Origin of the sequence: Sandarakinorhabdus glacialis, assembly GCF_014643455.1 — a bacterium.
GTDB lineage: Bacteria > Pseudomonadota > Alphaproteobacteria > Sphingomonadales > Sphingomonadaceae > Sandarakinorhabdus > Sandarakinorhabdus glacialis.
On the sequence record NZ_BMJM01000007.1, the window covers coordinates 38,988 to 53,117 of the forward strand.

Below are 14,130 nucleotides of genomic sequence, written 5' to 3' on the forward strand. Positions count from 1 at the left end.
CTAGACTCCGCGCGGCGCCTGCGCGTCGCTGGTCATCGCCGGCCCGCTCTTCTCGATCGCCGCCGCCAATACCCAGGCGAGGCCATGGAAGACCAGGTGCAGTGCCCCCTGCGCCGCCATCAACGCCGCCACCTGCACCGACGCATCGCCGGTCAGGCTGACCGCGACCGCGGCGAAGACCAATTCCTTGTTCGGCAACGGCAACCGCCCGATCACCATCCGCAGCGCCCCGAGCAGGAACCATGTCGTGAAAGCGATCGCCGGCAAGGCCACCACCCAGGAAAGCACGATCAGCACGTGCGCCGTCAGCACCCGGAACAGATGCCACCAGAAACTCCACATGTTGTCGGCAACCGGAATGCTCATCACCTGCTTGCGGAACAGCACGATCGACGCGCTCAGCACGATCAGCGCGCCGAAGGCGATCATCGAATTGCGCAGCACCGCCGGGTCGACGCCCTCGCTGAGCACCCGGTCGCCGCCCATCGCCAACGCCAGCCCGAGCGTCACCAATGTCGTCAGGTTTCCCGCCAGTCCCGACGTAATCGCGACATCCTTGATCGCGGCGAACGGACTCGTCTGCGGGTCCAGCCCCGGCCCGTCGCCGCGCCCCAGCAAGCGCTTCGGCGGCGCCTCGGGATCATATTCGATGCCCAGCTTGTTCGCCGCCCAGGCGATCAGATACGTGTCGCCGGCATAGGAAAACAGCGCTTCGTTCATCACCCGCTTCTGCAGGAAGATCGAAACCGCCCGCCACGCCATCGGCCACCAGCGGCGAAAGATGATCCAGTCGATCAGCGGCTGCAGGAAATAAGCAGCACCGAACAGGATCCAGAATAACGGCGTCGTCGGCAGCACTCGCACCACTTGCCGCCAGCCGATGTCCGAGATCGACCGCGCCAATATCGCCAGGATCGCTACCGAAAGGCCGATGCTCACCCATTTCTGGGCGCGCTTGCCCGCCGGTGAATCGAGCCAGTCGCGCGCTGCATGCGCGGTATCCGTAACGCGGCGGGTCAGGGATGGAGTTTCGGTCACCGGGCGCTGCTGCTTTCACCGGCAAGCCCGGGCAATTGAATGTTACGTATCCCGTATCGAGACTCAACCGGCCCAAATCAGGAAGCGTAGAGCTTGTCCAGCCGGGCCCCGTAAACCTGCTTCAACACATGCCGCCGGATCTTCAGGCTCGGCGTCATCTGCTGGTTGTCGGTGGTGAAAGCTTCACCGGCGACGATCACTCGCCGCACCTTCTCGGTCACCGCCAGTCGGCCATTGACCCGGTCGACCGCCGCCATCACTGCGCGGTGGAACTCGGGCTCCTGCGCCAGCTTCTTCAGGTCGCCCGGCATGCCCTTGTCGCGCGCCCAGCACATCGCCCATTCGACTTCAGGGACCACCACGCCGACGAGGTACGGCCGCTTGTCACCATAGACCATCGCCTGCGAAATCTCGTCCTGCAGCGTCAACATGCCCTCGACCCGCTGGGGAGCAACATTATCCCCTTTGTCATTGACGATGATGTCCTTCTTGCGATCGGTGATCACCAGATGACCGTCCGCGTCGATATGCCCGATATCGCCGGTAAGCAGCCAGCCGTCCTGCAGCACCTTGTGGCTCTCGGCATCGTTCATCCAATAGCCGTCCATCACCAGCTCGCCGCGCACCATGATCTCGCCGTCGCCGGCGATCCTGACCTCGACCTGCCCGAGCGGCGGCCCCACCGTATGCATCTTCAACCGGGCCCGCGGCCGGTTGCACGAGATCACCGGCCCGGCCTCGGTCTGGCCGTAACCCTGCAAAATGGCGATGCCGATCGCTGCAAAAAACACCCCGACCTCGGGATTGAGTGGCGCGCCGCCGGCAACCAGCCCCTTCAACCGCCCGCCGAACTTGGCGCGGATCGACTTGCGGATGGTCCGCTCGAGCACCGCATCGAGCCCGCGCTCGACAAAATTCAGGCTCTCGCCGCGCGCTTCCTTGCGTGCCAGCCGCAGCGCCTGGTTGAGCAGCGTAACCGCGACGCCGCCCTGCTTCTCGATCTGCTTGGCGATCCGCGTCCGCAGCACTTCGAACAGCCGCGGCACCACCACCATGAAGCTGGGGCCGACCTCCTCGATGTTCGCCGCCAGCTTCTCCAGCCCCTCGGCGTAGTAAATCTGCCCGCCCATCCCGATCGGCATATATTGCCCGGCGGTATGCTCATAGGCGTGCGACAGCGGCAGGAAGCTCAGGAACAGCTCCCCCACCGGATCGCCCGGATTGATGAAAAAATCCTGCTCGATGACGGCGTTGGCGCCGGCGATATTGCGCATGATCGCGCCGTGATGCTGGCGCACCCCGCGCGGCGCGCCGCCGGTGCCGCTGGTATAGATCACGCACGCCAGGTCATGCCGCTGCATCGTCGCCCGCTCGCGCAGGCCGCGGCGGTCGGCAACCAGCGTGTCGCTCCGCGCGTCGACGATTTTCGCCCATTGGTGCACCTCGAGCGTGCTGCGCTGGCTGTCCTTGAGATGGTCGATACCGACGACGATCCGGCAATTCTCGCTTTCCGCCACCGCCGGCAGCAGCGACGCCGCCAGTTTGGAATTCGACACGATCACCGCCCGCGCCCCCGAATTCCCGAGAATATGCGCATGATCGGCCTGGGTGTTCGTCGTATACGCCGGCACCGTAATCGCGCCCGCCGCCATGATCGCCAGGTCCGCCAGGCACCATTCGGGCCGGTTCTCGCTGACCAGCACGACCCGGTCGCCCTTGACGATGCCGAGATCGATCAGCGCCGCCGACAGACTCGCGACGATGTCGCGGCACTCGGCCCAGGTCTGCGTCCGCCACGCCCCTTCGACCTTGCGCGACAGCATCGGCCGCTCGCCATGCTCGTCGGCCCGGTCGAGGAACATGGTGACCAGGTTGGGCCAACCGTCGATCCGCGCCGACATCTTGGCCGGGCGAAGGGGGGGAAGCTTGGGAATGCTCATGCCGGGACCCTGGTTGCCTGACTAATAGCCTGCCGAATTGCCTTCGCTGCGCGGGTCGGCGCCGCCCCGCCAGCCGGCAGTCGTACGCTCGAGTCCATTGGCCTTCAACGGCATCGACGTGACTGCGGAGCGATGGCCCAGCTTTTCCAGCGCCGGGATCATCGCCTCGAGCGGCGCGCCCTGTGGACCTTTCTCGACGATGACCAGGTCGTCCGACACATAGATCGTCGGAAGCGCGATGGCATCGGCGATCGGCAGCTTCCAGTCGAGCACCGCGATGATCGCCTTGGCGATCTGCGCCGGAATCGTCATCCCGCCGGCGGCGCCAACTGCCAGCAACGGCTTGCCGCGCGCATCATAGACGATTGTCGGCGCCATCGACGACCGCGGTCGCTTGTGGCCCTCGACCCGGTTCGCCACCGGCGCCCCCGCCACTTCGGGCTCGAAGCTGAAATCGGTCAGCTCGTTGTTGAGGACCATCCCGCCGGCCACCAGCGAACTGCCAAAACCGCTCTCGATCGTCGACGTCATCGAGGCGACATTGCCCGCCGCATCGGCCGCTGCAAAGTGCGTCGTCGACGGCACTTCGCCGCCCGGCGCGAGCGTCCGCGCCGCCGCGCCCGCCGGCCGCCCCGGTTCAGCCCGCAACAGGCTCGAATCGGCCTTGATCAGGCTGCCGCGCGCTTTCAGATACGCCGGGGCGAGCAAACCCGCGACGGGCACCGAGACGAAATCGCTGTCGCCGCCGAACATGGCACGATCGGCAAACGCCAGCCGCTCGCTTTCGGCAATCAGGTGCCAGGCAACCGGATCGGCGGCTCCGAGCTTGCCGAGATCGAAGCCCTCGAGCTGCTTCAGGATCGACAGCACCGCAATGCCGCCGGCCGAAGGCGGACCCATGCCGCACACCTTGTAGGTCCGGTAGGTCACGCATACCGGCGGACGTTCCTTGGCCTCGTATGCCGCCATGTCCCCGGTCGTCATCACCGATGGATTGTTCGGCGCCGTCGTCACCCGCTTGACGATCGCCTCCGCCACCGGCCCGGTATAAAACGCCTTCGGCCCGGATTTGGCGATCGCCTCGAACGTCTGCGCCAGCGGCTCGTTGACGATGCGCGTCCCCGCCGCCTTGCCGCTGCCATCGGCATTAAGGAACAGCGCCGCCGCCTCGGGCGTCAGCTTCAACGTGGCGGCACTGCCGGCGATCGCCCGGGCCATCCGCGGCGTCACCTCATAGCCGCCGCGCGCCAAGGCAATCGCCGGCTCGAACAGCTTCGCCCACGCCAGCTTGCCGTATTTGGCATGTGCCTTGGCGATCATCGCGATATTGCCCGGCACGCCGACACTCTTGCCGCCGGGCACCGCCTCGCGTCGCGGCTGCGGCTTGCCGTCCGCTCCCATGAAATATTGCGTTGTCGCGAGGCCCGGTGCCTTCTCGCGGCCATCGAAGGTGACCGGCGCCTTGGCCCCCGCCGCCTGGTAAACCAGCAAGCCGCCCCCGCCGATGCCCGACGATTGCGGCTCGACCACCGTCAACGCCAGCATCATCCCAGCGGCAGCGTCCATCGCGTTGCCGTCCTGCCTCAGCATCGCCAGCCCCGCCGCCGTGCCGCGCGGGTCGGCTGCCGTCACGGCATTGGCCATGCCGCTGACCGGCGATGGCTCCTTCGCTCCGACAGATGCGGTGCCAAGGAGGAGCATGGCGAATAATGCGAAGGTCTTTGTCATCGCGGCGAACATAGGCAGGTGCGGCGTCCCGCGACAAGCCCGCACTCTTGCAAACTCCATAGCCTGCTATATAACGCGCTAAGCATTGGAGGCTATGTGACCCGGGACATTCTCGCCCAGCATCCAGAACTCTTCCTCGGCAGCCGGCTGAAGCGGCTCGCCGAGCGTCTCCAGGCCGACGCCGCGCGCATCATGTGCGCCGCCGACCTGCCAATCCAGCCCGCACACTTTCCCTTGCTCGCCGCAATCGACAGCGGCGGCCCCGCCACCGTCACCGAACTGGGCGCGGCGCTCGGCATCAGCCAGCCCTCGATCACCCGCTCGGTCCGCGCCCTGCTTGCCCTTGGCCTCATCGAACCCGCCCATCATGCCGGCGACCTGCGCCTCAAGCCGCTCGCCCTCACCGCTGCCGGCGCCGCCGTCATGGCGCGCGGCAAGGCGCTGGTCTGGCCACCGGTCACCGCTGCCGTCGCCGAACTTTGCGCCGGACTCGAAGGCGATCTCCTCACCCAACTGTCCGGCCTCGAAGCCCGCCTCGACCAGCGCTCGCTGCTCGACCGCGTCGGCGCACCCCTCCGCATACGGGAATATACCGACGATCTCGCCGGCGAATTCGAGCGCATCAACGCCGAATGGATCGCGTCGATGTTCACCCTCGAGGACAACGACCGCAAAATCCTCGGCAACCCACGCGAAACCATCATCGACCGCGGCGGCATCATCCTGTTCGTCGAAGCCCCCGGCATCGGCATCATCGGCACCTGCGCCCTGATGCGCATCGACGACACCGCCTTCGAACTCACTAAGATGGCCGTCACCGAAGCCGCACGCGGGCGCAAGGCCGGCGAATTCCTCCTCGCCGTCATCCTCGAGCGCGCCGCCGCGATGCAGATCGAGACCCTCTACCTGCTCACCAACACCAAATGCGGCGCCGCCATTCACCTCTACGAAAAGCTCGGCTTCGACCATGACGCCGACATCATGCAACGCTACGGCGCCCGCTACGAACGCTGCAACGTCGCCATGTCGATCGCACTCTAACTCCCTCCACCCTGCGGGGAGGGCGACTCGCGCCCTTGCGCGAGCGGGGTGGGGGTCCCCAGCGCCGACGATAAAACCCTACCGCCCCACAGCCTCCCCAACACTCCCAAACCCATCCTGCTTCAACAGCCCCGCCAGTTCCGCCTTGATCCGCCCCACCAGCCCCGGCCCCTCGAATACAAGCGCCGAATACAGCTGCACCGCGCTCGCCCCCGCCCGAATCCGCGCATAAGCCTCCGCCCCGCTCGAAATCCCCCCCGCCGCAATCAACGGCAACGCACCCCCCGTCGCCGCCGCAAACCCCTGCAACGCCGCCATCGCCAACCCCGCCAGCGGCGCCCCGGAAAGCCCACCCGCCTCGCCGCCGAACCGACTCCGCAACCCCGGCCGCGACACAGTCGTGTTCGACACGATCAACCCATCGACGCTCCCATCGATAGCAATCCGCGCAATCGTATCGAAATCCGCCGCTTCCAGGTCGGGCGCCACCTTGACGAACAACGGCACCGCAATCCGCCCGCGCGCCTCGACCACCCGCGCCACCAGATCGGCCAGCGCCGCACCATCCTGCAACGCCCGCAGCCCCGGCGTGTTCGGCGACGAGATATTGACCGTCACATAATCCGCCAGCGCCGCCGCCGCCCGCACTCCCGCCACATAATCACCCGTCCGGTCCGCCGAATCCTTGTTCGCCCCCAAATTAATGCCCACCACCCCCAGCCGCCCGGCACGCGCCTTCAACCGCGTAACCGCATGTTCCAGCCCAAGATTATTGAACCCCATCCGATTGATGACCGCCGCATCCTCGGTCAGCCGGAACAGCCGCGGCCGGGGATTACCCACCTGCGGCAACGGCGTCACCGACCCGCATTCGACAAACCCGAACCCCAGCCGCAGCATCGCGTCCGGCACCATCACGTCCTTGTCGAACCCCGCCGCCAACCCCACCGGATTGGGCAAGTCGAGCCCCGCAAACCGCGTCCGCAACACCGGATCATCCGGCCCCGACGCCGGCCCCAGCCCCGTCCGCAGCGCCGCCAGCGTCAACCCATGCGCCGCCTCCGGATCGAGCCTGAAAATCAGCGGGCGCAGGACATTGAACATGCGCCATCTACCTCTGCTCCCCTCCCTTCTTCAAGGGAGGGGAGAGTCACGCTGCACCACCCCTAATCCTCCTCATCCTCCCGCCCCACCAAATCCAACGCTCGCGCCTTCACCTGCCGCAACCGGCACCAATGCACGAGCGCCTCCTCCCGCCCATGCGTCACCCAAACCTCGCCAGGGCGCAGTTCGGTAATCGTATCGGTCAGCTCATCCCAATCGGCATGGTCCGAGATAATCAGCGGCAACTCCACCCCCCGCTGCACCGCCCGCTGCCGCACCCGCATCCACCCCGAGGCCATCGCCGTCACCGGATCCGGCAACCGCCGCGACCACCGATCCGCCAGCGCCGACGGCGGCGCGATCACCACCGATCCCTTCATCTCCGCCGCCTTCAACCCCATCGCCGGCCGCAAATCCCCAAGCTCCACTCCAAAGCTCTCGTACAGCGCGCACAGCTTCTGCAGCGCCCCATGAATGAAGATCGGCGCATCATATCCCGCCACCCGCAACTCGCGGATCACCCGCTGCGCCTTGCCCAGCGCATACGCCCCGATCAGCACGCAGCGCTCGGGGTTCGCCGCCAGCGCCGCCCCCACCTTGGCAACCTCGCCCGGCGTCGGTGGATGCCGGAACACCGGCAGGCCGAACGTCGCCTCGGTCACGAACACATCGCACGGCACCGGCTCGAACGGCGCACAGCTCGGATCGGGGCGGCGCTTGTAATCCCCGGAAACCACGATCCGCTCACCCTTGTGCTCGAGCACGATCTGCGCCGACCCCAAGACATGCCCCGCCGGCACGAAGCGCACGCTTACATCGCCGACCTGCACCGTCTCGCCATAGGCCACGCCCTGCGCCCCAACCTGCTGGCCGTACCGCACGTCCATGATCGCCAGCGTTTCGCGCGTCGCCATGACATGCCCATGCCCACCCCGCGCATGATCGGCATGCCCATGCGTCACCAGCGCGCGATCCTTGGGCCGCGACGGATCGATCCACACGTCGGCCGGCGCGACATAAATCCCCTCAGGGTGTGGAATGAGCCAATCGGGAGATGCCATTGCAATAATATGCGACTGCGCTCGCCCAACCGCCAGCGCAGCGTGTCACCGTGCCGCTATTCCTTCTGCGGCAACCCGTCCCCGATCTCATAATAATCACCCTTGTCGGCGACAAAGATGTGCTCGTGCAGCCGTATCCCCGTCGGCTCGTCAAATGCCCCCATCGCAATCGCAATCGAATCCCGTCCTTCCGGCCGCCAGAACAAAAACGACCCGCAAGTCCGGCAAAATCCCCGCCGTGCCCGCGCCGACGACTGGTACCATTTCAGCGCCGCCTCACCCTCGATCGTCACATTCGCCAGCGGCACATCGGTCGACGCCCAATAATGTCCCGATTGCTTGCGGCACTGCCCGCAATGACACGCATCGGGCGGCCCCAGGTCCCCGGTCACGGCGAACGTCACCGCCCCACACAAACACGACCCCTTCGTCATCCTGCGATCTCCTCGGCACCAGATGCACCGCCAAGCGTAAATCCGTAAACCCCTTCCGCAACATCCGCCGGCCCTCCATATCCGACACGTGACATCCCTCCCCCCCGCGATCGCCGCCTGGTTTACTAGGCGCGGCTGGTCCCCGCGCCGTCACCAGCTCGAAATGGTCGCCGCCGCCGCTGCCGGCGATCACGCGCTGCTCGTCGCCCCCACCGGCGCCGGCAAGACCCTCGCCGGCTTCCTCGCCACCCTCGCCGATCTCCACGATCACCCGGTGGACGGCCTCCACACCATCTACGTCAGCCCGCTAAAGGCGCTCGCCGTCGACGTAAAACGCAACCTGCTCCTTCCGGTGGAGGAAATCGGCCTCGATATCCGCGTCGAAACCCGCACCGGCGACACGCCGTCCGACCGCAAGAAACGCCAGCGCGAACGCCCGCCGCACATCTTGCTCACCACCCCTGAATCGCTCGCCCTGCTCATCTCCTACCCCGACGCCGCGACGATGCTCGCAGGCGTGAAGACCGTCATCGTCGACGAAATTCACGCCTTCGCCACCACCAAGCGCGGCGACCAGCTCGCCCTCGCCCTCTCGCGCCTGCAAAGCCTCGCCCCGGGCCTGCGCCGCGTCGGCCTCAGCGCCACCATCGCCGACCCCGAAGCTTACCAGGGCTGGCTCGCCCCCGACGCCGATTCCGCCAGCGTCACCCTCGTCACCGGCGATCCCGGCGCCGATCCCATCGTGGAGATCCTCGTCATCGAGGACCGCATTCCCTGGGCCGGCCACAACGGCCGCTGGGCCGCCCGCGCCGTCATGCGCCGGCTCGAGGCTTCGCGCCTCGCCATCGTCTTCGTCAACACCCGCGCCGTCGCCGAGCTCGTCTTCCGCGACCTCTGGGCCGAAAACGACCAGGCGCTGCCCATCGGCATCCACCACGGCTCGCTCTCGGCCGAAGCCCGGCGCAAGACCGAAAACGCCATGGCCACCGGTCGCCTGCGCGCCATCGTCGCCACCGCCAGCCTCGATCTGGGCATCGATTGGGGCGATGTCGATCTCGTCGTCCAGATGGGCGCCCCCAAGGGCTCGTCGCGCCTGCTCCAGCGCACCGGCCGCGCCAACCACCGCATGGACGAGGCCAGCCGCGCCATCGTCGTCCCCGGCAACCGCTTCGAGTATCTTGAATCCCTCGCCGCGCAGGACGCGGTCCGCGAAGGCGAGCTCGACGAAGACCGCTTCCGCCCCGGCGGCCTCGATGTCCTCGCCCAGCATGTCGTCGCCTGCGCCGCCGCGGCGCCCTTCATGGCCGACGATCTCTATGCCGAGGTCCGCACTGCCGCGCCCTATGCGGGCCTGACCCGCGCCCGCTTCGACGAGGTCATCAGCTTCGTCGCCACAGGCGGCTATTCGCTGCGCGCCTATGATCGCTACCAGCGGCTGAAGCAGGACAAGTCCGGCGCCTGGCGCCTCACCCACCCCCGCCTCGCGCTCCAGCACCGCCTCAACAGCGGCACCATCGTCGAGGCCGTCACCATGAACGTCGTCTTCGGCAAGAACGGCCGCACCGGGCGCCGCTTCGGCCAGGTCGAGGAATGGTTCGGCGGCCAGTTACGCATCGGCGACAGCTTCATGTTCGCCGGTCAGACGCTCGAGGTGACCGGTTTCGACGGCCCCGACATCTTCGTCCGCCACGGCCGCGGCGACCCGCGCGTGCCGACCTATGCCGGCGGCCGCATGCCGCTGTCGACCAACCTCGCCGCGCGCGTCCGCGGGCTGTTCAATACACCCGAACGCTGGTCCGAAATGCCGCCCGACGTCCATGAATGGCTCGCGATCCAGCAACGCCGCTCGGCGCTCCCCGGGCTCGACGACCTGCTCGTCGAAACCTTCGAACGCGAGGGCCGCTGGTACATGGTCGCCTATGGCTTCGCCGGCCGCCACGCCCACCAGACCCTCGGCATGCTACTCACCCAGCGCATGGAGGCCGCCGGGCTCGAGCCGCTCGGCTTCGTCGGCAGCGATTACGTCGTCGCAGTCTGGTCGCTCAAGCAGGTCACCGATCCCAAGCCCTTGTTCTCGCCCGACGTCTTCGAGGAGGAGCTTGCCGAATGGATGGCTGCCTCGCCATTCCTGCGCCGCGCCTTTCGCGAGGTCGCCATCATCGGCGGCCTCATCGAACGCGCGTTGCCCGGCCAGTACAAGACCGGCAAGCAGATGAGCGTCTCGTCCGATCTCATCTACGACGTCCTGCGCCGTCACGAACCCGGCCATCTGTTGTTGACCGCCGCCTGGACCGACGCGCGCAGCAAGCTGACCGACATCGAACGCCTCGGCGCGCTCCTCGATCTCGCCCAGCGCAACCTGGTGCTCATGGCGCTACCCCGCGTCTCGCCCCTCGCCGTCCCCGTCCTCCTCGAAGCCGGCCGCGAACGCGTCGCCGGCGCCGCCGACACGGCGCTCCTCCTCGAAGCCAACGCCCTCGCCGCCGAAGCCATGCGCCTCGACTGACGAAGCCAAGGCTTCACCTTAAAATCACGCCCCCTCTCTAATTTCGTCACCCCGGCGAAGGCCGGGGCCCATCTCCGGAATGTCCAGGAGATGGGCCCCGGCCTTCGCCGGGGTGACGGGCAGAGTGTGCAGTATGTGGACGCGCTGCTCGTACCCGGCCCTTCCCCCCTTCACCGCCCCCAATGAACCCCACGCCCCTCCCGGCGTTGATACCCACCAACCGACATCACGAAAGCCCAACATGGCGCAGCGCTGGCCCGCTCACCTCTGGATCGTCCGCCACGGCGAAAGCGCCGGCAACGTCGCCGCCGCCGCCGCCGACGAGGCCGGCCACCCGCGCATCAAGCTCGACATCCGCGACGCCGACGTCCCGCTCAGCAACCTCGGCGTCGAGCAAGCCGAAGCCGTCGCGCGCTGGTTCGCCAACCTCGATCGCGGCCCTGAAATCATCCTTGCCTCGCCGTTCCTGCGCGCCCGCGAAACCGCCCGCCTGATCGCCGAGCACAGCAATCCCGCCGAGTCTCCATTCATCGACGAACGCCTCCGCGAACGCGAATTCGGCATCCTCGATCGCCTCACCCGCCGCGGCGTCGAACAACTCCACCCCGACCAGGCCGCCGCCCTCAGCGCACTCGGCAAATTCTACCACCGCCCGCCCGGCGGCGAGAGCTGGGTCGACGTCATCCTGCGCCTGCGCGCCTTTGTCGACACCATCAGCCTCCACCATGCCGGCGACCGCGTCGTCATCGTCGCCCACCAGGTCGTCGTGCTCTGCTTGCGCTACATCCTCGAATCGTTCGACGAGGCCACCATCCTCGGCATCGACCGCGCCGGCGACATCGCCAATTGCAGCGTCACCGAATATGATTTTGTCCCCGACGATCGCGGCCGCGTCCGACCGCGGCTACTCACCTATAACTTCGTGCAACCGCTCGACGTCGCCGCCACCCCGGTAACGACCGCCCCCGACGTCCCGGTCGCCGCCGGATGAGCGATATCAAGCTCAACAAGGCGCTGCTGCGCTCGCTGCCGCTCCCCGAGCATGGCGGCAACGTCGACAAGGACGCCCGCGGCCGCGCCCTCGCCATCGGCGGTTGCACCGAGATGCCCGGCGCGCTGCTGCTTTCGGGGGTCGCGGCATTGCGCGCCGGCGCCGGCAAGCTCCAGATGGCAACGTGCGCCTCGGTCGCTCCGATGCTCGCCCTCGCCGTCCCCGAAGCACTTGTCGTGCAACTAACCGAATGCGACGCCGGCAGCGGTTCGGGCTTCGGCGCCGACAATATCGAGATACTGTGCCGCCGCCTCCCCGCCACCGACGCCATCCTCGTCGGCCCCGGCCTGGCCGCCGGCGACGCCGCGCACGAATTCACCCGCGCCATCCTCTCGGCCGATCTCGGCGACGCCGGCCTCGTCCTCGATGCCGCGCCGCTCGCCGCCATCAAGTCGCTACGCCCGCTCCTCCACCAGCGCGGCGGCGCGACCGTCCTGACCCCCCACGCCGGCGAAATGGCCGCCATGCTCGGCATTAATCGCGACGAAGTCCTCGCCGATCCCGCCGGCATCGCCGCCCGCGCCGCTGCCGACCTCCAGGCCATCATCGTCCTCGAGGGCCCCAACACTGTCGTCGCTGCCCCCGATGGCCGGCTGTTCCGCTTCGCCGGTGGCGGCGTCGGCCTTGCCACCTTGGGATCGGGCGATACCCTCGCCGGCATCGCGCTCGGCCTGATGGCGCGCGGCGCCCCGCCACTGTCGGCAGCGATCTGGGCGGTCTATGTCCATGGCAAGGCCGGCAAGCGGCTCGGCAAGCGCATCGGCCGCGTCGGCTTCCTCGCCCGCGAACTCCTCGCCGAAGTCCCCCGCGTCATCGCCTCGGTCGAGAACGCCTGATTGATCCAAAGCCATTGACGCCGCCGCATTTCGCGCCGAATTGTCGCCCCGACAGTGCCGGTGCAAGCGACCATTCGTGTCGTGACCGGTCCGCCAAAACATCAGCAACCGGGGAAATCGCCGTGACCGACATCTTCAGCCACAATGAAATGAACGACCTGCGCATGTCCGAAAAGGCACGCCCGCTGTTCGACGCGGTCTGCCGCCACATCGCCGAAAACGTCGTCCCGATCACCGAGGAATTCGAAGCCCTTGGCAAGAACCGCGCCGATCCGTGGAGCTGGGCGCCGGGCCAACTCGAGCTCCTCCAGACCGCCAAGGACAAGGCCAAGGCCTCGGGCCTGTGGAACTTCTTCCTGCCCAATGCCGCCACCGGCGAAGGCCTCAGCAACCTCGACTACGCCTATATCGCCGCCGAGCTCGGCAAGGCCCCGCTAGCCTCTGAATCGCTCAATTGCTCGGCCCCTGATACCGGCAACATGGAAGTCCTCGAGCGCGTCGGCACCCACGCCCAGAAGGAACGCTGGCTCGAGCCGCTGCTCGCCGGTGAAATCCGCTCGGCCTATGCCATGACCGAGCCCGACGTCGCTTCGTCCGACGCCAAGAACATCCGCACCCGCGCCGAGCATATCGCCGGCGAATGGGTCATCAACGGCGAGAAATTCTACATTTCGGGCGCCGGCGACCCGCGCTGCAAGATCATGATCGTCATGGTCCGCACCTCCGACGACGGCCCGGCCAGCGGCCAGCAATCGCAGATCCTCGTCCCCATGGACACGCCCGGCGTCAAGATCCTCGGCCCGATGCACGTCTTCGGCGACGCCCATGCGCCGCGCGGCCACATGCACATCCGCTTCGACAACGTCCGCGTGCCCTATGAAAACATCCTCCTCGGCGAAGGCCGCGGCTTTGAAATCTCGCAGGTCCGCCTCGGGCCGGGCCGCATCCATCACTGCATGCGGACCATCGGCAAGGCCGAGATCGCGCTCGATTACATGGTCAACCGCGGCAAGTCCCGCGAAGCCTTTGGCCGCTCGCTGATCATGCTCGGCAAGAACCTCGAGCTCGTCGCCCGCGCCCGCATCGAGATCGAAGCCATGCGCCTGATGGTCCTCAAGGCCGCCAAGGCCATGGACGTCCTCGGCAACCGCGAAGCCCGGGTCTGGGTCTCGATGGTCAAGGCGATGGTCCCCGAAAAGACCTGCCAGATCATCGACCAGGCCATCCAGATTCACGGCGCCGCCGGCATCTCGCAGTGGACCCCGCTGGCCGATCTCTACGCCGACGTCCGCCACCTGCGCTTCGCCGACGGCCCCGACGAAGTCCATCACATGGTCGTCGGCCGCCACGAACTCGGCCTCCACGGCAACGCCTGAACGAGCAGGGCGGGG

General features: G+C 67.4%; 11 protein-coding genes. 5 read left to right on the forward strand and 6 right to left on the reverse strand.

The features are described 5' to 3' along the window. The 3 genes from IEW98_RS10795 to ggt form a co-directional block, all read right to left on the reverse strand. Window positions 1-1,038 carry a hypothetical protein gene (locus tag IEW98_RS10795; protein ID WP_188762970.1) on the reverse strand — a complete coding sequence of 346 codons (1,038 nt, stop codon included), beginning with the start codon at window positions 1,036-1,038 and terminating at the stop codon, window positions 1-3. A 77-nt stretch (window positions 1,039-1,115) separates the two neighbouring features. Next, window positions 1,116-2,978 (reverse strand): AMP-dependent synthetase/ligase, encoded by a 1,863-nt coding sequence (locus IEW98_RS10800; RefSeq protein WP_243450700.1) that lies wholly within the window; start codon window positions 2,976-2,978, stop codon window positions 1,116-1,118. Window positions 2,979-2,999: 21 nt separating this feature from the next. Next, a complete protein-coding gene (ggt, locus tag IEW98_RS10805; RefSeq protein WP_188762971.1) occupies window positions 3,000-4,706 on the reverse strand; it encodes a gamma-glutamyltransferase in 1,707 nt (568 codons plus the stop codon). Window positions 4,707-4,802: 96 nt separating this feature from the next. On the opposite strand from ggt, the gene IEW98_RS10810 reads away from it, so the two are divergent. Then, entirely contained in the window at window positions 4,803-5,747 is a 945-nt protein-coding gene (locus IEW98_RS10810; protein WP_188762972.1) for a bifunctional helix-turn-helix transcriptional regulator/GNAT family N-acetyltransferase, read from the forward strand. A gap of 78 nt (window positions 5,748-5,825) precedes the next feature. Here the strand turns inward: IEW98_RS10810 and IEW98_RS10815 are convergent, their stop codons facing one another. The 3 genes from IEW98_RS10815 to IEW98_RS10825 form a co-directional block, all read right to left on the reverse strand. Next, window positions 5,826-6,851: a quinone-dependent dihydroorotate dehydrogenase gene (locus IEW98_RS10815; RefSeq protein ID WP_188762973.1), complete on the reverse strand. Its 1,026-nt coding sequence runs from the start codon at window positions 6,849-6,851 to the stop codon at window positions 5,826-5,828. Between the two features lie 62 nt (window positions 6,852-6,913). Next, window positions 6,914-7,912, reverse strand: coding sequence for a ligase-associated DNA damage response exonuclease (locus tag IEW98_RS10820; protein ID WP_188762974.1), 999 nt, complete (start codon window positions 7,910-7,912; stop codon window positions 6,914-6,916). Window positions 7,913-7,968: 56 nt separating this feature from the next. Next, window positions 7,969-8,346: a GFA family protein gene (locus tag IEW98_RS10825; protein WP_188762975.1), complete on the reverse strand. Its 378-nt coding sequence runs from the start codon at window positions 8,344-8,346 to the stop codon at window positions 7,969-7,971. A gap of 88 nt (window positions 8,347-8,434) precedes the next feature. Between IEW98_RS10825 and IEW98_RS10830 the strand changes: the two genes are divergently transcribed. The 4 genes from IEW98_RS10830 (at window position 8,435) to IEW98_RS10845 (ending at window position 14,115) form a co-directional block, all read left to right on the forward strand. Then, window positions 8,435-10,852 (forward strand): ligase-associated DNA damage response DEXH box helicase, encoded by a 2,418-nt coding sequence (locus tag IEW98_RS10830; protein WP_188762976.1) that lies wholly within the window; start codon window positions 8,435-8,437, stop codon window positions 10,850-10,852. 241 nt (window positions 10,853-11,093) lie between these two features. Then, a complete protein-coding gene (locus IEW98_RS10835; RefSeq protein WP_188762977.1) occupies window positions 11,094-11,843 on the forward strand; it encodes a histidine phosphatase family protein in 750 nt (249 codons plus the stop codon). After that, window positions 11,840-12,739 (forward strand): NAD(P)H-hydrate dehydratase, encoded by a 900-nt coding sequence (locus IEW98_RS10840; protein ID WP_188762978.1) that lies wholly within the window; start codon window positions 11,840-11,842, stop codon window positions 12,737-12,739. Before IEW98_RS10835 ends, IEW98_RS10840 begins: the two co-directional genes overlap by 4 nt. 122 nt (window positions 12,740-12,861) lie before the next feature. Then, window positions 12,862-14,115 (forward strand): acyl-CoA dehydrogenase family protein, encoded by a 1,254-nt coding sequence (locus IEW98_RS10845; RefSeq protein ID WP_207792559.1) that lies wholly within the window; start codon window positions 12,862-12,864, stop codon window positions 14,113-14,115. Window positions 14,116-14,130 lie beyond the last annotated feature (15 nt).